Raw genomic sequence first — 22,858 nt, 5'->3', positions numbered from 1 at the left:
GGGCTCGATGAGCACGACGCACACCGCCCGCAACGGCCCGCTCACAGGGGTGCGCGTGGTCGAACTCGCCGGCATCGGACCCGGCCCGTTCGCCACCATGCTCCTCGCCGACCTCGGCGCCGACGTCGTCCGCGTCGACCGCCCCGGCGGCGCCGGCCTCGGCATCGACCCCGCCCGCGACCTCACCAACCGCAACAAGCGCTCCGTCCTCGTGGACCTCAAGGCCGAGGACGGCCCCGCCACCGTGCTCGACCTCGTCGAGCGGGCCGACATCCTGGTCGAGGGCTACCGTCCCGGCGTCGCCGAACGCCTCGGCGTCGGCCCCGAGGCCTGCCTCGCCCGCAACCCGCGCCTCGTCTACGGCCGGATGACCGGCTGGGGCCAGGACGGACCGCTCGCCCCGACCGCCGGCCACGACATCGGGTACATCGCGATCACCGGCGCCCTCGGCATGATCGGCCCCGACCCCGACGGCCCGCCCACCATCCCCGCCAACCTCGTCGGCGACTACGCGGGCGGCTCCCTCTACCTCGTCATCGGCGTCCTCGCCGCCCTCCAGCACGCCCGGACGCACGGCGAGGGCCAGGTCGTCGACGCCGCCATCGTCGACGGCACCGCGCACCTCACCACCATGATCCACGCGATGCTCGCGGCCGGCGGCTGGCAGGACCGGAGGGGCGTCAACCTGCTCGACGGGGGCTGCCCCTTCTACGGCGTGTACGAGACCGCCGACGGCGGCCACATGGCGGTCGGCGCCCTGGAGGAGCGGTTCTACGCCGACTTCGTCCGCCTCCTCGGCATCGAGGACCTGGCCCCCGCCCGCCGCGACCTCGCCCGCTGGCCCGAGCTGCGCACGGCCGTCGCCGACCGCTTCCGGAGCCGTACCCGCGAAGAATGGACCGCCGTCTTCGACGGCTCCGACGCCTGCGTCGCCCCCGTCCTCTCGCTGCGCGAGGCCCCCTCGCACCCGCACCTGGCGGCCCGCGCCACCTTCGAGGAGCGGGACGGGATCGCCCAGCCCGCCCCCGCGCCCCGCTTCTCCGTCACCCCCGGCACCCTCCGCACGGGCCCCGCCCTGCCCGGTGCCGACACCGCCGAGGTCGCCCGCGACTGGGCCGTCCCCGCCCTGAAGATCCAGGAGCCCGAAGCATGAAGCGTCAGCTGTACACCGCCGACCACGAGGCCTTCCGGGCGGTCGTCCGCACCTTCCTGGACAAGGAGGTGCTGCCCCACTACGCGCAGTGGGAGAAGGACGGCATCGTCTCCCGCGAGGTCTGGCTCGCCGCCGGACGGCAGGGGCTGCTCGGGATCGCCGTCGACGAGGAGTACGGAGGCGGCGGCAACCCCGACTTCCGCTACGGCGCCGTCCTCGCGGAGGAGTTCACCCGGGCCGGCGCCCCCGGACTCGCCATCGGCCTGCACAACGACATCATCGGCCCGTACCTGACCTCGCTCGGCACCGAGGAGCAGAAGCGGCGCTGGCTGCCCGGCTTCTGCTCCGGCGAGCTCGTCACCGCCATCGCCATGACGGAACCCGGCGCCGGCTCCGACCTCCAGGGCATCCGCACCACCGCCGAGGACCACGGCGACCACTGGATCCTCAACGGCTCCAAGACCTTCATCTCCAACGGCATCCTCGCCGACCTGGTCGTCGTCGTCGCCCGCACCACCCCGGAGGGCGGCGCCCACGGCCTCTCCCTCCTCGTGGTCGAGCGCGGGGCGGAGGGCTTCGAGCGCGGCCGGAACCTCGACAAGATCGGCCAGAAGTCCCAGGACACCGCGGAACTCTTCTTCAACGACGTCCGCGTCCCGAAGGAGAACCTGCTCGGCGAGCTCAACGGCGCCTTCATCCACCTCATGACCAACCTCGCCCAGGAGCGTCTGGCCATCGCCGTCGCCGGCATCGCCGGGGCCGAGCACCTCCTGGAGCTCACCACCACCTACGTCAAGGAGCGCGAGGCCTTCGGCCGCCCGCTCTCCCGGCTCCAGCACATCCGCTTCGAGATCGCCGAGATGGCCACCGAGTGCGCCGTCACCCGGACCTTCGTCGACCGCTGCATCGAGGAGCACGCGAACGGGGCCCTCGACGCCGTCCACGCCTCCATGGCCAAGTGGTGGGCGACCGAACTCCAGAAGCGGGTCGCCGACCGCTGCCTGCAACTGCACGGCGGGTACGGCTACATGAGCGAATTCCCGGTCGCCCGTGCCTTCACCGACGGCCGGATCCAGACCATCTACGGCGGCACCACCGAGATCATGAAGGAGATCATCGGCCGTTCCCTCCTCGGCTGACCTCCCGCCGCCCGTTCCTCCCCACCCTCATCGCGAAAGGCTTTCCGTGAGCACCGAAGCGTACGTGTACGACGCGATCCGCACCCCGCGCGGACGCGGCAAGGCCAACGGCTCCCTGCACGGCACCAAGCCCATCGACCTGGTCGTCGGCCTCATCCGGGAGATCCAGGCCCGCAACCCGGAACTCGACCCGGCCGCCATCGACGACATCGTCCTCGGCGTCGTCGGCCCGGTCGGCGACCAGGGCTCCGACATCGCCCGGATCGCCGGCATCGCCGCCGGCCTCCCCGACACCGTCGCCGGCGTCCAGGAGAACCGCTTCTGCGCCTCCGGCCTCGAAGCGGTCAACATGGCCGCGATGAAGGTCCGCTCCGGCTGGGAGGACCTCGTCCTCGCCGGCGGCGTCGAGTCCATGTCCCGCGTCCCGATGGCCTCCGACGGCGGCGCCTGGTTCGCCGACCCGATGACCAACCTGGAGACCAACTTCGTCCCCCAGGGCATCGGCGCCGACCTCATCGCCACCATCGAGGGCTTCTCCCGCCGCGACGTCGACGAGTACGCCGCGCTCTCCCAGGAGCGCGCCGCGGCCGCCGTCAAGGACGGCCGCTTCTCCCGCTCGATCGTCCCCGTCAAGGACCGCGCCGGGCTCACCGTCCTCGACCACGACGAGTTCCTGCGCCCAGGCACCACCGCCGACTCCCTCGCCCGCCTCAAGCCCTCCTTCGCCGACATCGGCGAGCTCGGCGGCTTCGACGCGGTCGCCCTGCAGAAGTACCACTGGGTCGAGGAGATCAACCACGTCCACCACGCCGGCAACTCCTCCGGCATCGTCGACGGCGCCTCCCTCGTCGCCATCGGCTCCAAGGAGGTCGGCGAGCGGTACGGGCTGAGGCCCCGCGCCCGGATCGTCTCGGCCGCCGTCTCCGGCTCGGAGCCGACCATCATGCTCACCGGCCCCGCCCCGGCCACCCGCAAGGCCCTCGCCAAGGCCGGCCTCACCATCGACGACATCGACCTCATCGAGATCAACGAGGCCTTCGCCGCCGTCGTCCTGCGGTTCGTCAAGGACATGGGCGTCTCCCTGGACAAGGTCAACGTCAACGGCGGCGCCATCGCGCTCGGCCACCCGCTCGGCGCCACCGGCGCGATGATCCTCGGCACCCTCGTCGACGAGCTGGAGCGCCAGGACAAGCGCTACGGCCTCGCCACCCTCTGCGTGGGCGGCGGCATGGGCATCGCCACCGTCGTCGAGCGCGTCTGACCGTCCCGTCCGCACCCCTTTTCTTACGGAGAAGCAGCAGTCATGAGCGAGAGCACCACCATCCGCTGGGAACAGGACGAGACCGGGATCGTCACCCTCGTCCTCGACGACCCCAACCAGTCCGCCAACACCATGAACCAGGCCTTCCGGGCCTCGATCAAGGCGATCGCCGACCGCGTGGAGGCCGAGAAGGACTCCATCCGCGGCATCATCTACACCTCCGCGAAGAAGACCTTCTTCGCGGGCGGAGACCTCAAGGACATGGTCAAGGCGGGCCCCGAGCACGCCCAGGACATCTTCGACTCGGCCATCGAGATCAAGACGGCGCTGCGCCGCATCGAGACCCTCGGCAAGCCCGTCGTCGCCGCCATCAACGGCGCCGCGCTCGGCGGCGGCTACGAGATCGCCCTCGCCTCGCACCACCGCGTCGCGCTCGACGCCCCCGGCTCCAAGATCGGCCTGCCCGAGGTCACCCTCGGCCTGCTGCCGGGCGGTGGCGGCGTCGCCCGCACCGTCCGCCTCATGGGCATCACCGACGCCCTCCTCAAGGTGCTGCTCCAGGGCACCCAGTACGCCCCGAAGCGCGCCCTGGACAGCGGGCTCGTCCACGAGGTGGCCGCCACCCCCGAGGAGATGATGGCCAAGGCCATCGCCTTCATCGACGCCCACCCGGAGTCCCACCAGCCCTGGGACGTCCCCGGCCACCGCATCCCCGGCGGCACTCCGTCGAACCCGAAGTTCGCCGCGAACCTGCCCGCCTTCCCGGCCAACCTGCGCAAGCAGCTGAACGGCGCGCCCTACCCGGCGCCCCGCGCCATCATGGCCGCCGCCGTCGAGGGCTCCCAGGTCGACTTCGAGACCGCGCTCGTCATCGAGAGCCGCTACTTCACCGAGCTGGTCATCGGCCAGACCGCGAAGAACATGATCCAGGCGTTCTTCTTCGACCTCCAGGCCGTGAACTCGGGCGCGAGCCGCCCGAAGGACGTGGCGAAGAGGCAGGTCCGCAAGGTCGCCGTGCTCGGCGCGGGCATGATGGGCGCCGGCATCGCGTACTCCTGCGCCCGCGCCGGCATCGAGGTCGTCCTCAAGGACGTCTCCGCCGAGTCCGCGGCGAAGGGCAAGGCGTACTCCGAGAAGCTCTGCGCCAAGGCCGTCTCCCGGGGCCGCACCACGCAGGAGAAGGCGGACGCCCTCCTCGCCCGCATCACGCCCACCGCCGAGGTGGCGGACCTGGCCGGCTGCGACGCGGTCATCGAGGCGGTCTTCGAGGACACCTCGCTCAAGCACAAGGTCTTCCAGGAGATCCAGCACGTCGTCGAGCCCGACGCGCTGCTCTGCTCCAACACCTCGACCCTGCCGATCTCCGTCCTCGCCGAGGGCGTCGAGCGCCAGACCGACTTCATCGGCCTGCACTTCTTCTCGCCGGTCGACAAGATGCCGCTCGTCGAGATCATCAAGGGCGAGCGGACCGGCGACGAGGCCCTCGCCCGCGCCTTCGACCTGGTCCGCCAGATCAACAAGACGCCGATCGTCGTCAACGACTCGCGCGGCTTCTTCACCTCCCGGGTGATCGGCCACTTCATCAACGAGGGCGTCGCCATGGTCGGCGAGGGCATCGAGCCCGCCTCGATCGAGCAGGCCGCCGCCCAGGCCGGCTACCCGGCGAAGGTCCTCTCCCTCATGGACGAGCTGACCCTCACCCTGCCGCGCAAGATCCGCAACGAGACGAGGAAGGCCGTCGAGGAGGCCGGCGGGACCTGGGTCACGCACCCGGGCGAGGCCGTCATCGACCGCATGGTCGACGAGTTCGGCCGCCCCGGCCGCAGCGGCGGCGCCGGCTTCTACGAGTACGGCGAGGACGGCAGGCGCGGCAAGCTCTGGCCGGGGCTGCGCGAGCACTTCGCCAAGCCGGGGTACGAGATCCCGTTCCGCGACATGCAGGAGCGGATGCTGTTCTCCGAGGCGCTGGACACCGTCCGGCTCCTGGAGGAGGGCGTCCTGACCTCGGTCGCCGACGCCAACATCGGCTCCATCATGGGCATCGGCTTCCCGGCCTGGACCGGCGGAATCCTCCAGTACATCAACGGCTACGAGGGCGGCGTCGCGGGCTTCGTCGCCCGGGCGCGCGAGCTGGCGGAGACGTACGGCGAGCGGTTCGCCCCGCCGGCCCTCCTGGTGGAGAAGGCCGAGCGCGGCGAGACCTTCAGCGACTCCTGAAGGCGCTCCGCAGCTCCTCGCTCAGTGAGCGCTGAAAAGCGGTGAGGAGGGCCTGGACCACCATCGGCTGCATGTGCGCCGAGAGCGACTTCATCGCGCTCAGGTGGTCCGGGTCCTCCCCGCTCTCCCGGTACGGGCTCCACACCTCGTCCCGGAAGAGCCGGGACAGCTCCTGCGCCGCCGCGCGCGCGTGCTCCAGGAGCACGGTCCGGGAGGCGAGGATCGTCTCGTGCTCGATGGGCACGTCGAGCAGTTCCACACCGAGGCGCAGCAGCGCCCCGTCGAGCCGGTACGTGTCGGCGTCGTCGGTGCGGTCGAGCACGCCCATCGCGGCCAGCCGGTCCACGTCCTGCTCGGTGAGCGTCCGCCCGGCCCGCCGCTCCAGCTCGCGCCGGGTGATCGTCTCGGCGGACTCGGGCGCCCAGGAGGCCACCAGGGCCCGGTGGATCGCGAGGTCCTGCGCGCTGAGGTCCGGCGGCAGCTGCTCCAGGTACCGCTCGATCGCCGCCAGCGTCATCCCCTGCCGCTGGAGCTCCTCGATCAGCGCGAGCCGCGACAGATGGTCCTGCCCGTAGTGCCCCACCCGGCGCGCGCCGATGACGGGCGGCGGCAGCAGCCCCCGGGTCCCGTAGAACCGTACGGTCCGCACCGTGACCCCGGCCCGGGCGGCCAGCTCGTCCACGGTGTACACGGGCGCCTGTCCGTCGCTCAGCTGCTCCATGTTGGACAGTATTGCTGTCTCACCACTGCTGTAAAAGCCCCCGAAGGGCTCGTCTCACCGGTCGGCCCCTCAGCGGGGTTCGGGGGATCAGAGGGGCGCGGGCGAGGAGAGTGCCGTGTCGACGGAGGCGAAGGTGACGCCGTGGTCGGCCAGCGCCTCGGCGACGACGCCGCCGAGGGCGGTGAGGGCCAGCAGGAGGTGCTCGTCGCCGATCTCGCGGTCCTTGCGGGCCAGGGCCACGCGGAGCGACTTCTCCAGGACGGTCTTCGCCTCGCGGGAGAAGGTGAGGCGGCCCGACCACCACCCGGCGTCCTTGCGGTCGCCGGCCAGCGCGCCCGCGCCGTGGGTCTCCTCGACGCGCTCGACGATCGCGCCGACGTCGATGCCGAGGCCGGCCAGGGCCTCCGCGTCCGCCCGGGAGAGCCCCGCCCGGCGCCGCGCGTCGGAGAGCGCGGTGAGCAGGGACGGGCGGCGCTCCGGCGGGCAGAGCCGCCCGAGCACCGCCGCCGCGCGGGTGTCCTCGCGGTCGAGCAGGGCCAGGAGGAGGTGCTCCGGGGTGACGACGGCCGCGCCGCCGCGCTCCGCGTGCGCGGCCGCGCCCTTCACCGTGGCGCGCGCGGCCTTCGTGAACCGTTCGAACATCACTGCCTCCCGTACTTCTTGTGGACGGCCTGCCGGCTGACACCCAGCTCGGTCGCGATCTCCTGCCACGACCACCCGTGGTTGCGCGCGCTGCGCACCTGGACGGCCTCCAGCTGTTCCAGCAGTCGCCGCAGCGCGGACACGGCCCGCAGTCCGACCCGGGGGTCGCGGTCGCCGGCCCGTGCGGCGAGATCGGTCGCATCGGTCATGCTGTCAATGTAGGTTGACAGACGGAAGGGTGTCAACCTTGGTTGACGCCCTGCCTGCCGCCCCCGCTGTCAGTGCCGCCTCCTACGGTGACTCCATGACCGAGATCGCGTACGTACGGGGGGACGCCACCGCGCCCCAGGCCAAGGGCGTCAAGATCGTGGCGCACGTCTGCAACGACCTCGGGGGCTGGGGCAAGGGCTTCGTCCTCGCGCTGTCGCGGCGCTGGCCGGAGCCGGAGGCGGCCTTCCGGCGCTGGCACCGCGAGCGGGCGGGCAACGACTTCGGACTCGGCGCGGCCCAGTTCGTCCAGGTCGAGCCGTACGTCTGGGTGGCCAACCTGGTGGGGCAGCGGGGGATACGGACGGCGCGGAGCACCGGCGCGCCCGTGCGGTACGAGGCGATCGACGCCGCCCTCGGACCGCTCGCGGACAAGGCGGTCGAGCTCGGTGCGTCCGTGCACATGCCGCGCATCGGCTGCGGGCTCGCCGGTGGTTCCTGGGCGAAGGTCGAGCCCCTGGTGCTCCGGCGGCTCGTGGAGCGGGGGATACCGGTCACCGTGTACGACTTCGGCGCCTAAGGGACGCGGGGGCGGGGTGTCGTGGGGGCGTGCGGCGGTGCGGGCTAGAGTCGGCGGCTGTTCGAATCGGGGGCACGGAAGCAGGGGGTTCAGATGTACGCGCAACTCAGGGAGACGGCCGACGAGTTGGCCGGGGTCCTGTGGCGGGAGCACACCGTCTACCGGGAGCGGGGCGGCGGTGTGGTGATCCGGGGCGAGCACGTGCGCCGCTGGATCAGCCTCGCGCCGACCGGGGGCAAGGACAGGGCGCTGCTGCGGGCCGGGCGGATCCTGGACGGCGGGACGACCGCCCCGGCCCGTACGGAGGTGGTGGTCGACCTGACGGCCGGGACCGCGGAGCTCGCGGCCGTCTGCCGCGGCCTGCTCGCCGACGTCGCCGCGGCCGCCGAGACCGCTCCGGGTCCGTCCCGCGCCGGGAGGCCCGGGAAGCAGGAGAAGCCGGGACGGGCGGCGCGTGCCGCCCGTCCCGGCCGCCGCCCCCGTAGGGAGCGGCACACCAGTCCCGGTTCCTGGTTCGTCCTGCTGTGTGTCGCCGGGGTGCTCGGTGCCTGGCTGTACAGCCTCTTCGGCGGTTACCCCTACTGAGGGGACGCTCCGGTCAGAAGCCGGTGACGGGGTAGTGGTCGGAGAGGTTGGAGTAGGTGTACTGCTTGCCCCAGCTGGAGACCGTCCACGGCGCGCTCTGCTCCAGGACCACGTGGTTGGTCCAGCCGGCGGGCCGGGCGTTCCCGGAGCGGTAGAGGACGTAGTCGAGGTCCTCGCGCGGGTCGTCCGGGTAGCGCTCGGAGGCGATCGAGTTCAGCTCGGTGTCGAAGGAGTACGGGTGGCCGGTGCGGGCGTCGGCCCCCGCCAGGCCCGCGTCGGCGAGCATCGTGCCGTACTCGGGGGTGTGCGAGTCGACGTTCATGTCGCCGGCGACGATCACCTGCTCGTTCGCCGGGATGTTCTTGGCGTCCAGGAAGGCGTCGATCGCCTTGAACTGGCGGCTGCGCATCTGCGCGGCCTCGCCCGCCGAGCAGCCCGGGTCGGTCGACTGGGCGTGCGTGCCGACGACGTGGACGAGGCTGCCGTTGACGTTCAGGACGGTGTAGGCGAAGCCCTTGTTCGAGTACCAGTCGGCGCCGCAGGCGTCCTTGTAGACGTACTGCTCCTTGCGGACGATCGGCCACTTGCTGAGGATCGTCACCCCGCCGTCCTCGGGCGTGGTCGAGGAGTAGGACCCGCCGGTGGCGTCCCAGCCGGACTTGCTGCGGCCCACGACGGGGGTCTGGTACGGGTACTGCGCGGCGGCGTTCGCCTTGAGGGCGTCCGAGGAGGAGTTGTCGAAGGTCTCCTGGAGCACGACGACGTCCTGCCCCTGGAAGAAGGAGGCGGCGGGGATCGCCTTGGCCCGGTGGTCCTGGCCCCAGTTCGGGTACAGGGTCTTGGAGAACAGGAACGTGTTGTACGTGAGCACCTTCAGCCGCGGGGCCTCGGTGGAGGCGGCGGACGCGGCCGGGGCGGCCGTCGCCAGGGTGGCGGCGGCGAGCGCGAGCGAAAGGGCGGCGCCGGGGGCGCGGCGGAGCGCGGCGAACGACACGTGAACTCCCATGATTGTGTGGGGGGTTGGACTGGCGCCGCACATACAATCAGCCGTGGTTACCTTCCGGTAGCCTCTGGGTGCCGGGAATCTTGCCGAGCTCGCAAGATCACGCCAACTCTCGTCCCGGTGTCTGATTTGTCACTTTTTGGAGCAGGTAGAATGCGCGCATGACCCTCGCGAACTCCACTGTCTTCAAGATGGACCTCGGTCCGCTCAACCCCGTCTGGGCCGAGCTCATCCTCGGCCTGGTGTTGTTCGGGCTCACCTTCCTCATCATGGCGAAGGCCATCCTTCCGAAGATCAAGCGCACGCTCGACGAGCGTGACGACGCCATCGAGGGCGGCACCGGGCGCGCCGACGACCTGCGCTCCGAGGCCACCGCGATCCGCGAGCAGTACGAGGCGGAGCTCGCCGAGGCCCGCCACGAGGCCGCGCGGATCCGCTCCCAGGCCACCGAGCAGGGCTCGGCCGCCATCGCCGCCGCCCGCGCCGAGGGCGTCGCCGAGCGCGACGCGATCCTCGCCGCCGGCACCGCCAAGATCGCCGAGGAGCGCGCCGCCGCCGAGCGCGAGCTCAACGCCGACGTCGACGCCTGGGCCCACGCCCTCGCCGCCCGTATCGTCGGCGAGCCGGTCGGCGCCGACCGCGCCTGACCCCGCACTCCCCGGAAGGGGCCGTCACCCGGGCCGCAGTGCCAGGGTGACGGCCCCTTCGTCATGGGTGCAGCCTGGACACGTGAGGAGAAGGCGATGGACCGTGTGAAGCCGCTCGACCGGGCCCCGGCGGGCCACGACCCCGTGCCGCCGCCCGTCGGCGGAGTGCTCTGGAGCGTCGCGGGAGACGTCCGCGCGCTGCTGATGCTGCCCGCCGCCCTCACCCTGCAGGTCGCCCATCCGGCGATCGGCGCCGGCGTCGACGACCACTCCGTCTTCCGCACCGACCCCTGGGGCCGCGGCGAGCGCTCGCTGCGCTCGCTCCAGCTGTGGATCTACGGTGGCGAGGAGGCCGCCAGGGAAGGCCGCCGGCTCCGGGAGCTGCACCGGACCATCCAGGGCACCGACGCCCACGGCCGCCGCTACCACGCCCTCACCCCGGCCTACTACTCCTGGGTGCACGCGACCGGCTTCCCCGTCTACCGGCACGGGCTCCGTCTCCTCGCCCGCCCGCTCACCGAGGCGCAGGAACGGCAGCTGTACGCCGAGTGGCTCCAGGTCGGCCGGATCCTCGGCATCCACGACCGGGACATGCCGCAGACGATCGAGGCGTTCTGGCCGTACTACCGGAAGGTCCTCGCCGAGGAGATCGAGGCCACCGCCGTCGTACGCGAGCTGCTCGACACCGACCTGCCGCTGCCCGCCCCCGACCGGGGCCCGCTGCCGCTCCGGCTCGCCCTCCGCCTCCTCTGGCCCGTCCTCCGCCGCCCCTTCCTCCGGGCGCGCGCCTTCCTCACCGTCGGCCTGATGCCGCCGGACGCCCGGGAGGCCATCGGCCTGGAGTGGACGGACGCGCAGGAGCGCGCCCTGCGCCGGTTCGCCCGGGTCGTGAGGGCCGTGGTCCCGGTCCTCCCCGAGCGCCTGCGCTATCTGCCGCTCGCCCGAAAGGCCCGCGAGGCCGCCCGCCGCGCGCAGCGCTGACGGACGGCCCCGCGGGACCGGACGCTCGGGATCAGCGCCCGGCGTGGCCCTCGTGCGCCTCGTTCTCGTGGATCGTGTTCGTCGCCGCGATCTTCTTCCACGACTTCGGCTGCACCGGCTTCGCCGGCTTCGCGGCCGAGCGGGCCGACGGCGCGGCGGCGGGGGCGGAGAGGCCCGCCGCGGTCGCCACCGGAGCGGCAGGCTTCACCGGCTGGTACAGCCAGGTGTCGAAGAGCCCGGCCAGCGGCTTGCCGGAGACCCGCTCCGCGTACCGCACGAAGTCGGCGACCCGCGCGTTGCCGTAGGCGAACTCCTGCGGCCAGCCCTTCAGGATCGCGAAGAAGTCCTCGTCGCCGATCTCGTTGCGCAGCGCCTGGAGCGCCAGCGCGCCCCGGTCGTAGACGGCGATGTGGAACTGGTTCTCGGCGCCCGGGTCGCCGGGCTTCACCGTCCAGAACGGGTCGTCGGCCGTCCGCGTGGCGTACACGTAGTCCGCCAGCTCCTGGGCCGTGCCCTCGCCCTCCTTCTCCGACCACAGCCACTGGCTGTAGCGGGCGAAGCCCTCGTTGACCCAGATGTCCTTCCAGTCGCGGACGGACACGCTGTCGCCGTACCACTGGTGCGCCAGCTCGTGGACGACCACCGAGACGTTCGCGCCGTTGGCGAACTGCCGCGGGCTGTAGAACGGGCGGGTCTGCGTCTCCAGGGCGAAACCGCTGGTCACGTTCGGCACGTAGCCGCCGAGGGAGTTGAAGGGGTACGGCCCGAAGACCGACTCCAGCCACTCGGCCACCTCGGTCGTGCGCTCGATCGAGGCGCGCGCCGCGCCCGCGTTGTCGCCGAGGTCCTTGCTGTACGCGTTGAGGACGGGCAGCCCGTTCGCGGTCCTGTCCGTCGTGATGTCGAACTTGCCGACGGCCAGCGTCGCCAGATAGGTCGCCTGCGGCTTGTTGGAGCGCCAGTTGAAGCGGGTCCAGCCGAGGCGTGAGGACTGCGACTGCAGCACGCCGTTGCTGATGGCCTGGGTGCCGTCCGGCACCGAGACCGACACGTCGAAGGTGGCCTTGTCCAGCGGGTGGTCGTTGGACGGGAACCACCAGACGGCCGAGTCCGGCTCCTGCGCGGCGACGCCGCCGTCCGGGGTGCGGGCCCAGGCGGACCAGCCGTCGATCTTGAACTCGGAGGGCTTGCCCGCGTAGCGGACGACCACCGTGAGGGGGGTGTTCCTCGCCAGCGGGCTCGCCGGGGTGACCTCCAGCTCGTGGTCGCCCGAGGCGGTGAACTTCGCGACGCGGCCGTTGACCCGGATCTCACTGACCTTCAGACCGAGGTCCAGGTTGAAGCGGGACAGGTTCTGCTTGGCGGTGGCGAGGATCGTCGCCGTGCCCTCCAGGAGGTCCGTGGCGGGCTGGTACGTCAGGCGCAGGTCGTAGTGGGAGACGTCGTAGCCGCCGTTGCCGCTGGCGGGGTAGTAGGAGTCGCCGATGCCCGGGGCGCCAGGCGTGAAGTCGGCCGCCGATGCCGGGATCGCCAGCAGCAGGGAGGCCGCGAGGGCGCTCGGAACGATGATTCTGCGGTGCACAGGTGCTCCCCAAGTCATAAGAAACGTAAGACGCGCGGGTGGTCGTCGGTCCTTAGTTCGGACCTTATTCAGCCCCCCGACGCACCGTCACGTCCAGAGGACGCCCCGTCACACGATCGCCATTCGGCCGACATGAACCCGTCCGTCACCGGAATGCCCCTGAATCCCGTCCGATTCCCTCCGGCACTCTTTTGCCCGGGAGTTGACCGGGGTACGTTCCGGCGCATGCCGATGCGAAAGCGGAGAACCCGCGGAGCCCGACTGACGTACGGAACCCTCGTGTCCGCGGCCACGGCCGCCCTGTTCGCGACCCTGGTGACGCCCGCCGGGGCACGGCCGGAGCCCACCGCGCCCGCGGCGTCCTTCGTGCGCGAGTCCCGGCCGGTCCACTCGTACGCCGACGCCGTCCGCGAGTCCGTCTGGGTCGACACCGGCCTCGACGGCGACGGCGACGGACGCGCCGACCGGGTCGCCGTCGACATCGTGCGCCCCCGCGAGCCCGCGGCGGCCGGCCGGAAGATCCCGGTCATCATGGACGCCAGCCCCTACTACGCCTGCTGCGGACGGGGCAACGAGGGCCAGAAGAAGACCTACGACGCCGACGGGAACCCCGTCCAGCTCCCGCTCTTCTACGACAACTACTTCGTCCCGCGCGGCTACGCCTTCGTCGCCGTCGACCTCGCCGGCACCAACCGCTCCGACGGCTGCGACGACGTCGGCGGGCGCTCCGACGTCCGGTCGGCCAGGGCCGTCGTCGACTGGCTGAACGGCCGCGCCCGCGGCTACACCTCCCGCACCGGAGGGACGCCGGCCCGCGCCACCGCCTGGAGCACCGGGAACGTCGGCATGATCGGCAAGAGCTGGGACGGCACCATCGCCAACGGCGTCGCCGCCACCGGCGTGGAAGGGCTGAAAACGATCGTTCCGATCGGGGCCATCTCCTCCTGGTACGACTACTTCCACTCGCAGGGGGCACCGCTCTACAACGCCAACCCCAGCTGGCTCTCCGAGTACGTGAACAGCCCCGAGGCACAGGGCCGCTGCGGCGCCGTCCAGGACCGGATCACCGCAGGCACCCCCTACAGCGGCGACTGGACCCCGGCCTGGACCGAGCGCGACCACGTGAAGGACGCCGGCAAGGTCAGGGCCAGCGTCTTCGTCGTCCACGGGCAGCAGGACCTCAACGTCCGCGCCGGCCAGTTCGGCCGCTGGTGGGACGCGCTCGCCTCCCACGGCGTCGAGCGGAAGATCTGGCTCTCCCAGACCGGCCACGTCGACCCCTTCGACTTCCGGCGCGCCGACTGGGTCCGCACCCTGCACCGCTGGTTCGACCACTACCTCCTCGGCTACGACAACGGCATCGACCGCGAGCCCGTCGCCGACATCGAGCGCGCCCCGGACGTCTGGACGACCGACCGGCAGTGGCCGCCGCGCGCCACCGCGACCACGACCCTGCGCCCCGCCCCCGGTGCCGTCTCCGGTCCGGGCGTCCTCGGCCGTGCGCCCGCCGCTCCCGGCTCCACCGCGGTCTTCACCGACGACCCGGGCCTGGGCGAGCTGGACTGGGCCGCGCGGATCGACGCCCCGACCCCCGAGAAGGCCGGGTTCGTCACCCGGCCGCTCTCCCGGGACCTGCGGATCTCCGGCTCCTCGAAGGTGACCGTCACCGCGACCCCCACCACCTCCACCGCGCACCTCTCCGCCGTCCTCGTCGACCTCGGGCCCGACACGATCCGGGACTACGCCGCGACCGGCGAGGGCATCACCACGCTCACCGACCGCACCTGCTGGGGCGCGAGCACCCCGGGCGACAGCGCCTGCTTCAGGGAGACGGCCGCCCGGACCACCGACGTCGCGTCCACGGTCGTCAGCCGGGGCTGGGCCGACCTCGGCACCTGGGCCGACCCGCGCGAGGAGCGCCCGCTGACCCCCGGAAGGGCGTACACCCTCACCCTCGACCTCGCCGCGACCGACCACGTCGTCCCGGCCGGTCACCGGCTCGCCCTGATCGTCGGCGGCACCGACAAGGACCTCCTCGACCCTCCGTCGACCACCCCGACCGTCATCCTCGACCTCTCCCGCACCTGGGCGAGGCTGCCCCTCGTCGGCGGTGCCGGGGCCTTCGACCGGGCGACGACGGGACCGGCCCCGGCCGTGCCGTCGCCCCCCTACGCCCCGTCCCTGACCGGCAGCGCCCCGCCGGTCGCCGTCAGCGGACCGCGCCTGCCCGGCGCGGCGGACGCCGTCCCTCCGGGAGCCGCCCGATGAACCCCCGTACCCCGTCGGTCAGGATCGGGAGCCGCCGATGAACAGCCGTACCGTGCGCCGCGGTTCCCGGCGGACACTCGCCCTCGCGGTGGGTGCCGCCGCGCTCGCCCTGCCGCTCGTCACCGTCCCCGCCAAGGCGGCGGACAGCGCGCCCGCGCGGCCCCTGCCGCGCACCGGCTTCGAGGAGAGCGGGGGCGCCCGGTGGACCACCGAGGCCGAGGAGGGGGACTTCCTCGCGGCGGTCGACCGGGGGAGCGACCGGGTGTCGCTGCGCGAGATCGGCACCACCGGGCAGGGCCGCCCGCTGCGGCTCGCCACGCTCGGCGCGGGCCACGGCGGCACGACCGTCCTGCTCGTGTGCAGTCAGCACGGCGACGAGCCGGCCGGCCGCGAGGCCTGTCTGAGCACCGTGCGCGACCTCGCGTACGCCCGGGACGCGGAGACGCGGCGCTTCCTCGCGCGCACCACCCTCCTCGTCGTCCCCACCGCGAACCCCGACGGCCGGGAGGCCGACACCCGGGGCAACGGCGACGGCGTCGACGTCAACCGCGACCACCTCGCCCTGCGGACCGCAGAGGCGCGAGCGATCGCCGCCGTCGTCCGCGACCGGCGGCCCGCGCTCGTCTACGACCTCCACGAGTACGGTGCCACCCCCCGCTACTACGACAAGGACCTGCTCGCCCTCTGGCCGCGCAGCCTCGACGCCGACCCGCACGTCCACGACGAGTCCCGGACGCTCTCCGAGTCCTACGTCCGGCCCACCGCCGGGCTCGCCGGCTACAGCAGCGGCATCTACGGCATCTGGACCGACCCCCTCACCGGGGAGCCGATCAAGCAGGTCGCCGGTGACGGCCAGGAGCGGATCCTGCGCAACACGGCCGGCATCAAGCACTCCGCCGGCCTGCTCGTCGAGACCCGGGTGGACGCCCTCGACCAGGCCGAGAAGGACGACCCGGCCCGCAACCACCGGCGTCGCGTCGCCACCCAGCACGCCGCCCTGAAGGGAGCCTTCGCCTACCTCGACGAGCGGCGCGGGCCGCTCACGGCGGCCACCTCCCTCGCCCGGCGCACCGGCTTCGCCGACCGGGGCCCGGTCTACCTCGGCGGCGCCGACAACGACCCGGCCGAGCCGGCGGAGATCCTCGCCGACCCGCCCTGCGGCTACCGCCTGGACGCCGCGCAGTACGCCGAAGTGGGCGACGAACTCGCCCTGCACGGCGTGACCGTACGGGCGGAGGGCGCCGGAGCCCTCGTGCCGCTGCGCCAGTCGCAGCGCGCGCTGGTCCCGCTGCTCCTGGACGCGCGTGCGAGCTATCACCTCGTCAGTGGGAGTCCTGTGGAGAGGTGTTGACGATCGGGTGCTCCCGGCCAGGCGTGGCGTGATTCCGATGTTTGCCGAGGTAAAGTTACTTGCTGGTACTGACCATGCCTCGAACAGGCCCACAAGGCCTTGAAGTTGGAGAACCACCATGCGCCACACCAAGCCCGCACGCCGAACCCTGACGGCTCTGCTCGCCACGACGCTGCTCGCCGGGGGCGTGCTGCTCGGACAGACGGTGACGGCCGAGCCGGCCGCCGCCAGGACGATCACCTGCAACGTCGGCAAGCTGCGGGCCGACGCCCACAAGGAGCGCGACCGCGGCAACCAGCTCAAGCGCCTCGGCGCCACGACGGAGGCCCGCAAGGCCTTCGCCCGCGCCGACGCGCTGGAGCGCCAGGCCAAGGCGTGCGCCGACGCGGACAACAACAGCAAGCCGCCGCTCTGGAAGTAGTACGTCACGCGGGGCGGTTGCCATCCGAAAGGACGGCGACCGCCCCGCGGTCGTTCCGGCGTCAGCCGACGACCAGATCCGCCGCGGCCGCCGCGCAGCCCCAGGCCACCGTCACCCCCGCGCCACCGTGCCCGTAGTGGTGGACGAGCCGTCCGCCGCCCGGCAGCGGCACCGCCTCGATCCGCACCCCGCCCACCCGCCCGGGCCGCAGCCCCACCCGGTGCCCGAGGATCCGCGCCTCCGCGATCTCCGGCCGCACCCGCGCGCACCGCGCCACGATCGCCGCCGCCGTCGCCGGATCCGGAGCGAGCCGCTCGTCGCCCTCCTCGGCCGTCCCGCCCAGCACCAGCCGGTCGGGATGCGGGAAGAAGTACGTGGTCTCGCCCGCCGACTCGTCCGCCGCCGTGAACCACTCCTCGATCCCGGGGTTCTCCACCAGGACCAACTGCCCCCGCACCGGCCGCAGTCCGGGATCCGGTACGAGCTCGCGCGCAGCGAGCCCCGCGCAGTCGACCACCACCGGGGCCTCCTCCGCCGCCTCGTCGAGCGCGCGCGCCTCGCGCCGCTCGAAGACCCCGCCCAGGGCCTCGAACCGGTCCCGCAGAAACGCCAGATGGACCGGCATGTCGATCAGCGGCAGACGCGCCGCGAGCCCCGTGCGGTACGGCCCCGGCACCTCCTCCGGCGCCAACTCCCGCAGCCCCTCGACCTCCTCGGCCCACGGACCGAGACCGTCGAGGACGGTGTCCGCGTGGACCCCGGCCACCCACCGGACCCCGCTCCGCTCCGGATCGGCCGCCAACTCCCCGTACACCCGCAGGGAGTCGAGCGCCCAGGCGCCGGCCTCGGCCGCCGGCTCGATCCGGTACGGCCACCACAGGGCGCCGGCCACCGCCGAGGTCGTCCCGGTCACGGCGTCCCGCGACCAGATCCGTACCCGCAGCCCGCGCTCCGCCAGGGTCGTGGCCGTCGCCAGTCCGACGACCCCGCCGCCCACCACGATCACGTCGCTCCTCATGATCCGGACCGTACCGGGACCGGGACATTTCCGGGACCGTGCGGCCACGGAAGGCGGAAACACTGGAGTCATGCCGGTCCCGCACACGCCCCTCGACCTCGTCTCCGCCGCCCGTCCGGGCGGGGAGCACCTCCACCACGACTTCCTCGTCGACGGCAGGCCGCTGCTCCACCGGCTCGACGAGACCGACGGCTTCGACACCGTCTCGCCCCTCGCGGCGGACCTTCCGCCCACCGTCCGCGCCGAGCACGCCCACCGCCTCCTCCTGGCGGACGGCAGCCGCCAGGTGATCCACTCCTGCCCCGACTGCGAGGACCCCGGCTGCGGCGCGGTCACCGCCGTCGTCGCGCGCGAGGGCGGGGACGTCGTCTGGCGCGACTTCGCCTGGCAGACCGGCCCCACCGCCGACCCCGAGCGCGAGGGCTACCCCGGCGTCGGCCCTTACCGCTTCCATGCCGCGGCCTACCGCTCCGTACTGCTCCGGCTCCTCGAATCCTCGGCGTGTCGCCGCGTCGCCTAGGATTCGTTCCCTGATGACTGCAACCCTCGTCGCCAAGGACCTCGCCGCCGGCCACGGCGAACGCACCCTCTTCGCCGGGCTCGACCTCGTCGTCGCCCCCGGCGACGTCATCGGCCTCGTCGGCGTCAACGGCGCCGGCAAGTCGACCCTGCTGCGGCTCCTCGCCGGGCTCGACACCCCGGAGGAGGGCGAGCTGCGGCTCTCCCCGCCCACCGCCGCCGTCGGCCACCTCCCGCAGGAGCCCGAGCGGCGCGCCGGGGAGACCGTGCGGGAGTTCCTCGCCCGCCGCACCGGCGTCGCCGCCGCCCAGGCCGCCATGGACGAGGCCACCCAGGGGCTCGTCGACGGCACGCCCGGATCCGACGACGCGTACGCGATCACCCTGGAGCGCTGGCTGAACCTCGGCGGCGCCGACCTCGACGAGCGCGCCGAGGAGGTCGCCGACTCCCTCGGCCTCACCGTCGGCCTCGACCAGCCGATGACCTCGCTCTCCGGCGGCCAGGCGGCTCGCGCCGGCCTCGCCTCCCTCCTGCTCTCCCGCTACGACGTCTTCCTGCTCGACGAGCCCACCAACGACCTGGACCTCGAAGGCCTGGAGCGCCTGGAGTCCTTCGTGAAGGGGCTGCGCGCCGGGACGGTCGTCATCAGCCACGACCGCGAGTTCCTCACCCGCACCGTCACCAAGGTCCTCGAACTCGACCTCGCCCAGCAGCAGATCACCCTGTACGGCGGCGGTTACGAGGCGTACCTGGAGGAGCGGGACACCGCCCGGCGCCACGCGCGCGAGGACTACGAGGAGTACGCCGGCAAGAAGGCCGCCCTCGAGGCGCGCGGCCACATGCAGCGGTCCTGGATGGACAAGGGCGTCAAGAACGCCCGCCGCAAGGCCACCGACGGCGACAAGCTCGGCCGCAACGCCCGCAGCGAGGCCAGCGAGAAGCAGGCCGCCAAGGCCCGGCAGACCCAGCGCATGATCGAGCGCCTCGACGTCGTCGACGAGCCCCGCAAGGAGTGGGAGCTGCGGATGGAGATCGCCGCCGCGCCCCGCTCCGGCTCGGTCGTCGCGACCCTCCGCGAGGCGGAGGTGCGCCGGGGCGACTTCTCCTTCGGTCCCGTCACCCTCCAGATCGACTGGGCCGACCGGGTCGCCGTCACCGGCGCCAACGGCGCCGGGAAGTCGACCCTGCTCGCCGCCCTCCTCGGCCGGCTGCCGCTGGACTCCGGCGACGCGGTCCTCGGCTCGGGCGTCGTCGTCGGCGAGGTCGACCAGGCCCGCAAGCTCTTCCACGGCACGGAGACGCTCCTGGAGGCGTTCTGCGCGGCCGTGCCCGACACCGAGCCCGCCGAGGTCCGGACGCTGCTCGCCAAGTTCGGCCTCAAGGCCGTCCACGTCATGCGGCCCGCCACCACGCTCTCCCCGGGCGAGCGGACCCGCGCCGCGCTCGCCCTGCTCCAGGGCCGGGGCGTGAACCTGCTCGTCCTCGACGAGCCGACCAACCACCTGGACCTGCCGGCCATCGAGCAGCTGGAGTCCGCCCTCGACTCGTACACCGGCACGCTGCTCCTCGTCACCCACGACCGGCGCATGCTCGACGCGGTCCGCACCACCCGCCGCATCGAGGTCGCCGACGGCAAGGTGACCGAGCTCTGATGCCGGTCCTCCCCCTGCGGAGCGCGCGATGACGGTCTCCTTCGGCTGGGGCCCGGTCGAGGCGCGGGCCCTCGGCCCGGCGGCAGCCTGCGTGGTCGTCGTCGACGTGCTCTCCTTCACCACCGCCGTGGGCGTCGCCGTCGAGGGCGGCACCGCCGTCCTCCCGTACCGCTGGAGGGACGCGACGGCCGCCGCGTACGCGCGGGAGCGGGACGCCGTGCTCGCCGTCGGCCGGCGCGAGGCCACCGAGGCGCACCCGTGGTCGCTCTCCCCGGCCGCCCTGCGCAGCGCGCCCGTGCCGATGCCCGACCGCCTGGTCCTGCCGTCCCCGAACGGCTCCACCATCGCCGCGGAGGCCACCGCGCGCGGCGCGACCGTCGTCGCGGCCTCCCTGCGCAACCACTCGGCCGTGGCCCGCCGGCTCGCCCACGAGGGGTACGGCACGGCGGACCGCCCGCTCGCCGTCATCGCCTCCGGCGAGCGGTGGCCCGACGGCTCGCTGCGCCCGGCGCTCGAGGACCTGCTGGGCGCGGGCGCCGTCCTCGCCGGACTGCGGGCCGCGGGAGGCCCGCGCACCCTGACCCCGGAGGCGACCGCGGCGGCCACGCTGTGGGACGCGACCGAGGACCCGGTCGCCGCCTTGCACGGCTGCGACTCGGGCCGTGAACTGTACGAGTACGGCTTTCCGCAGGACGTGGCGGTGGCCGCCGAGATCGACCGCTCGACGGCCGTGCCCTTCCTCGTGGACGGCGCATTCCAGGAGGCACCATGACCGACCTACTGACCCGGCTGACCGAGATGCTGGACGATCTGGACGCCGACGTGGACGAGACGATCGACCTCGCCGACGAGATCGCGGCCTCCGGCGACGCCGGTCTCCTGCCGCGCCTCCAGGCGGAGCTGGACCGCGCCCTCACCGAGCGGAACGCCTATGCCCGGGAGCTGCTCGGCGGCGTCCTCGCCGCCCTCGGCGGCCCGGACGCCCTCCCGACCCTGATCCGCGCCTCCGCGGTCGACCTCGGCGACGACCAGGACGGCCTGGCCGCCGAGATCGTCGAGCTGGTCCAGGCGGACCCGCAGGCGGCGCGCCGTCTGCTCCAGCCGATGACGGAGGACGAGGACCTCTCCGTCGCCAACCGCGCCGACTGGGCGCTGCGCTTCCTCCCGTAGCCGGGCGGCACGCGAAGAGGCCACAGCCCTGCAGGGCTGTGGCCTCACTCATGCGGGCGCGGGGGCCGGCGCTCTACCAGAAGTTGCTGCAGTCGATCTGGCCCGTGCCGGAGTCCTTGATGCAGACGCGGTAGTAGTACGTGCTGCCGCCGAGCATGTTCGACCAGTCGCTGCCCGGGTCGGGGAAGGTGACCTGGAGGCTGCGCTGGAAGCCGGTGCCGTAGCCCGACCACTTCTCGATGTAGCCGTACTTGTCCCACCAGGCGTTGGGGCCGGACGGGTCGGTGACGCGGACCCAGGCGGCCTGACACGCGGGCGACCAGCGCAGCTCGGCCTTGAGGCTGCCGTCGGCGTAGGCGGTCTGCTTCGTCACGGCGTCGCCGTCGCAGCCCATGGAGACGGGGCCGCGGTTGTCACAGCCGGCGCCGGAGCAGCCGGCGGCGTACGAGGTGCCCGCGAGGGGGACGAGGGCGAGGGTCATCGCGGCGGCGGAGACCGCCGCCGTCTTCGCGAGGAAGCGCTTCATGAGCTGGTGCCATTTCCAGGAGGGGGGACGTCGTGGCCTCACGAGGAGGCCGGGCCGATCATGGCGGTCTGTCCTGTCCACGTCAATGGCTGGTCGGACCGCCTCGGGGTCCCGCGCGGGGAGGCCACGGCCCGATGGGCTGTGGCCTCACTCGTGCGGACGTGGGGGCAGCGGTCTACCAGAAGTTGCTGCAGGTCACGTTGCCGTTGTCACTGATGCACACGCGGTAGTAGGCGCTGCCGCTGCCCAGCATGTTGGACCAGTCGGTGCCCGCCTCGTAGGGGAACTGCACCGAGAGGCTGCGCTGGAAGTCGGTGCCGGGGCCCAACCACTTCTCGATGGAGCCGTACCGGGGCCACCACTGGCTGCCGTCGGGGGACGTGGTGCGGACCCACCCGGCCTGACATGCGTCGGACCAGCGCAGCTCGGCCTTGAAGCCGTTGCCGTTGACGGTCGACGCCTTGGTCGTGGCGCCGGCGTCGCAGCCCATGGAGACGGGGCCGCGGTTGTCGCAGCCGCTGCCGGAGCAGCCGGCCGCGTACGAGGTGCCCGCGAGCGGGACGAGGGCCATGGTCATCGCGGCGGCGGAGATGCCCGCGACCTTCGCGATCATGCGCTTCATCTGTGGTTGTTTCCTCTGGGAGTGGACGAGCTCGGACACGCGGACGCGGGGGTCGGCGGGTTTACCAGAAGGGGGTGCAGTCCACCTCGTCCGTGGCGGCGGGGGCGCTGATGCAGGCGCGGTAGTAGGCGGTGGGGCTGCCCAGCATGTTGGTCCAGTCCGAGCCCGGGTTGGGGAACGTCACCTGGAGGCTGCGCTGGAACCCGGAGCCCTTGCCCGACCACTTCTCGATGACGCCGTACCGCTCGTACCACTGCTCACCGGTGGCGGTGACCCGGGCCCAGGCCGCCTGGCAGGTGGGGGACCAGCGCAGCTCGACCCTGAGGCCGGAGTGGGTGCGGGACGTCGCGCTGCCCTTGGTGACGGCGTCGGCGTCGCAGCCCATGGAGACGGGGCCACGGTTGTCACAGCCGGCGCCGGAGCAGCCGGCGGCGTACGAGGTGCCGGCGAGCGGGACGAGGGCCATGGTCATGGCGGCGGCGGCGACGCCGGCGATCCTCGCGATCATGCGCTTCATGAGTGGAACGACCTCCAGGAGCAGGAATCATGCGCCTCCCCCGTGGAGGCCGAAGACGATCATGGTCGCCTGTCCT

The 22,858-nt window shown here is 72.9% G+C and carries 24 protein-coding genes; 15 read left to right on the top strand and 9 right to left on the bottom strand.

The window, feature by feature from the left end; all coding sequences use genetic code 11:
* Window positions 1-7: 7 nt before the first annotated feature.
* The 4 genes from IE237_RS20165 to IE237_RS20150 are packed head-to-tail and all read left to right on the top strand — an operon-like array spanning window position 8 to window position 5,770.
* Complete coding sequence (locus IE237_RS20165; RefSeq protein WP_189803438.1) at window positions 8-1,153, top strand: CaiB/BaiF CoA transferase family protein; 1,146 nt, start codon at window positions 8-10, stop codon at window positions 1,151-1,153.
* Window positions 1,150-2,292: an acyl-CoA dehydrogenase family protein gene (locus IE237_RS20160; RefSeq protein ID WP_189803437.1), complete on the top strand. Its 1,143-nt coding sequence runs from the start codon at window positions 1,150-1,152 to the stop codon at window positions 2,290-2,292. The genes IE237_RS20165 and IE237_RS20160 overlap by 4 nt, the downstream gene beginning before the upstream one ends.
* Before the next feature lie 46 nt (window positions 2,293-2,338).
* The gene (locus IE237_RS20155; RefSeq protein ID WP_189803436.1) at window positions 2,339-3,553 is read left to right on the top strand and encodes an acetyl-CoA C-acetyltransferase; all 1,215 of its coding nucleotides are present in this window, start codon (window positions 2,339-2,341) and stop codon (window positions 3,551-3,553) included.
* A gap of 42 nt (window positions 3,554-3,595) precedes the next feature.
* Complete coding sequence (locus tag IE237_RS20150) at window positions 3,596-5,770, top strand: 3-hydroxyacyl-CoA dehydrogenase NAD-binding domain-containing protein (protein WP_189803435.1); 2,175 nt, start codon at window positions 3,596-3,598, stop codon at window positions 5,768-5,770.
* On the opposite strand, the gene IE237_RS20145 is transcribed toward IE237_RS20150, so the two are convergent.
* The 3 genes from IE237_RS20145 to IE237_RS20135 all read right to left on the bottom strand — a co-directional run bounded on the left by IE237_RS20145 (window position 5,757) and on the right by IE237_RS20135 (window position 7,342).
* Window positions 5,757-6,491 (bottom strand): MerR family transcriptional regulator, encoded by a 735-nt coding sequence (locus IE237_RS20145; protein ID WP_189803434.1) that lies wholly within the window; start codon window positions 6,489-6,491, stop codon window positions 5,757-5,759. The two genes, IE237_RS20150 and IE237_RS20145, sit on opposite strands and share 14 nt — an antisense overlap.
* Window positions 6,492-6,578: 87 nt before the next feature.
* Entirely contained in the window at window positions 6,579-7,133 is a 555-nt protein-coding gene (locus tag IE237_RS20140) for a Clp protease N-terminal domain-containing protein (protein WP_189803433.1), read from the bottom strand.
* The gene (locus tag IE237_RS20135; protein ID WP_116165222.1) at window positions 7,133-7,342 is read right to left on the bottom strand and encodes an HTH domain-containing protein; all 210 of its coding nucleotides are present in this window, start codon (window positions 7,340-7,342) and stop codon (window positions 7,133-7,135) included. Before IE237_RS20135 ends, IE237_RS20140 begins: the two co-directional genes overlap by 1 nt.
* Before the next feature lie 95 nt (window positions 7,343-7,437).
* On the opposite strand from IE237_RS20135, the gene IE237_RS20130 reads away from it, so the two are divergent.
* Together IE237_RS20130 and IE237_RS20125 are read left to right on the top strand one after the other, a co-directional pair.
* Window positions 7,438-7,920 (top strand): macro domain-containing protein, encoded by a 483-nt coding sequence (locus IE237_RS20130; RefSeq protein WP_189803432.1) that lies wholly within the window; start codon window positions 7,438-7,440, stop codon window positions 7,918-7,920.
* 93 nt (window positions 7,921-8,013) lie between these two features.
* The gene (locus tag IE237_RS20125; protein WP_189803431.1) at window positions 8,014-8,505 is read left to right on the top strand and encodes a hypothetical protein; all 492 of its coding nucleotides are present in this window, start codon (window positions 8,014-8,016) and stop codon (window positions 8,503-8,505) included.
* A 13-nt stretch (window positions 8,506-8,518) separates the two neighbouring features.
* On the opposite strand, the gene sph is transcribed toward IE237_RS20125, so the two are convergent.
* On the bottom strand, window positions 8,519-9,511 hold the full coding sequence (sph, locus tag IE237_RS20120) for a sphingomyelin phosphodiesterase (protein ID WP_189803430.1): 993 nt from the start codon (window positions 9,509-9,511) through the stop codon (window positions 8,519-8,521).
* Between the two features lie 158 nt (window positions 9,512-9,669).
* Between sph and IE237_RS20115 the strand changes: the two genes are divergently transcribed.
* Complete coding sequence (locus IE237_RS20115) at window positions 9,670-10,155, top strand: F0F1 ATP synthase subunit B family protein (protein WP_189803429.1); 486 nt, start codon at window positions 9,670-9,672, stop codon at window positions 10,153-10,155.
* 96 nt (window positions 10,156-10,251) lie between these two features.
* Window positions 10,252-11,136 carry an oxygenase MpaB family protein gene (locus IE237_RS20110; RefSeq protein WP_189803428.1) on the top strand — a complete coding sequence of 295 codons (885 nt, stop codon included), beginning with the start codon at window positions 10,252-10,254 and terminating at the stop codon, window positions 11,134-11,136.
* A 31-nt stretch (window positions 11,137-11,167) separates the two neighbouring features.
* Here IE237_RS20110 and IE237_RS20105 read toward each other — a convergent pair whose 3' ends face one another.
* On the bottom strand, window positions 11,168-12,718 hold the full coding sequence (locus tag IE237_RS20105; RefSeq protein WP_189803427.1) for a M1 family metallopeptidase: 1,551 nt from the start codon (window positions 12,716-12,718) through the stop codon (window positions 11,168-11,170).
* A 225-nt stretch (window positions 12,719-12,943) separates the two neighbouring features.
* Here IE237_RS20105 and IE237_RS20100 point away from each other — a divergent pair, with 225 nt between their 5' ends.
* From IE237_RS20100 to IE237_RS20090, 3 genes are all read left to right on the top strand, one after another.
* Window positions 12,944-14,986 carry a Xaa-Pro dipeptidyl-peptidase gene (locus IE237_RS20100; RefSeq protein WP_189803426.1) on the top strand — a complete coding sequence of 681 codons (2,043 nt, stop codon included), beginning with the start codon at window positions 12,944-12,946 and terminating at the stop codon, window positions 14,984-14,986.
* 37 nt (window positions 14,987-15,023) lie between these two features.
* Complete coding sequence (locus IE237_RS20095; RefSeq protein ID WP_189803425.1) at window positions 15,024-16,337, top strand: M14 family metallopeptidase; 1,314 nt, start codon at window positions 15,024-15,026, stop codon at window positions 16,335-16,337.
* Between the two features lie 118 nt (window positions 16,338-16,455).
* Window positions 16,456-16,758: a hypothetical protein gene (locus IE237_RS20090; protein ID WP_189803424.1), complete on the top strand. Its 303-nt coding sequence runs from the start codon at window positions 16,456-16,458 to the stop codon at window positions 16,756-16,758.
* A 61-nt stretch (window positions 16,759-16,819) separates the two neighbouring features.
* Here IE237_RS20090 and IE237_RS20085 read toward each other — a convergent pair whose 3' ends face one another.
* Window positions 16,820-17,776 carry an FAD-dependent oxidoreductase gene (locus tag IE237_RS20085; protein WP_189803423.1) on the bottom strand — a complete coding sequence of 319 codons (957 nt, stop codon included), beginning with the start codon at window positions 17,774-17,776 and terminating at the stop codon, window positions 16,820-16,822.
* Window positions 17,777-17,846: 70 nt separating this feature from the next.
* On the opposite strand from IE237_RS20085, the gene IE237_RS20080 reads away from it, so the two are divergent.
* The 4 genes from IE237_RS20080 to IE237_RS20065 are packed head-to-tail and all read left to right on the top strand — an operon-like array spanning window position 17,847 to window position 21,117.
* Window positions 17,847-18,296, top strand: coding sequence for a hypothetical protein (locus IE237_RS20080; protein ID WP_189803422.1), 450 nt, complete (start codon window positions 17,847-17,849; stop codon window positions 18,294-18,296).
* A 13-nt stretch (window positions 18,297-18,309) separates the two neighbouring features.
* Window positions 18,310-19,947 carry an ABC-F family ATP-binding cassette domain-containing protein gene (locus IE237_RS20075; RefSeq protein WP_189803421.1) on the top strand — a complete coding sequence of 546 codons (1,638 nt, stop codon included), beginning with the start codon at window positions 18,310-18,312 and terminating at the stop codon, window positions 19,945-19,947.
* 28 nt (window positions 19,948-19,975) lie between these two features.
* Window positions 19,976-20,719, top strand: coding sequence for a 2-phosphosulfolactate phosphatase (locus IE237_RS20070; RefSeq protein ID WP_189803420.1), 744 nt, complete (start codon window positions 19,976-19,978; stop codon window positions 20,717-20,719).
* Window positions 20,716-21,117 (top strand): hypothetical protein, encoded by a 402-nt coding sequence (locus tag IE237_RS20065; RefSeq protein WP_189803419.1) that lies wholly within the window; start codon window positions 20,716-20,718, stop codon window positions 21,115-21,117. The genes IE237_RS20070 and IE237_RS20065 overlap by 4 nt, the downstream gene beginning before the upstream one ends.
* 73 nt (window positions 21,118-21,190) lie before the next feature.
* Here IE237_RS20065 and IE237_RS20060 read toward each other — a convergent pair whose 3' ends face one another.
* The 3 genes from IE237_RS20060 to IE237_RS20050 form a co-directional block, all read right to left on the bottom strand.
* On the bottom strand, window positions 21,191-21,643 hold the full coding sequence (locus tag IE237_RS20060; RefSeq protein WP_189803418.1) for a DUF2690 domain-containing protein: 453 nt from the start codon (window positions 21,641-21,643) through the stop codon (window positions 21,191-21,193).
* Between the two features lie 175 nt (window positions 21,644-21,818).
* Window positions 21,819-22,265: a DUF2690 domain-containing protein gene (locus tag IE237_RS20055; RefSeq protein ID WP_189803417.1), complete on the bottom strand. Its 447-nt coding sequence runs from the start codon at window positions 22,263-22,265 to the stop codon at window positions 21,819-21,821.
* A gap of 61 nt (window positions 22,266-22,326) precedes the next feature.
* Complete coding sequence (locus IE237_RS20050) at window positions 22,327-22,782, bottom strand: DUF2690 domain-containing protein (RefSeq protein ID WP_189803416.1); 456 nt, start codon at window positions 22,780-22,782, stop codon at window positions 22,327-22,329.
* Between the last annotated feature and the right edge of the window lie 76 nt (window positions 22,783-22,858).

Source organism: Streptomyces tanashiensis, assembly GCF_014648895.1.
Lineage (GTDB): Bacteria > Actinomycetota > Actinomycetes > Streptomycetales > Streptomycetaceae > Streptomyces > Streptomyces tanashiensis.
Note: the sequence above shows the minus strand (reverse complement) of the source record. Positions and strands in the feature narration are given on the sequence as shown.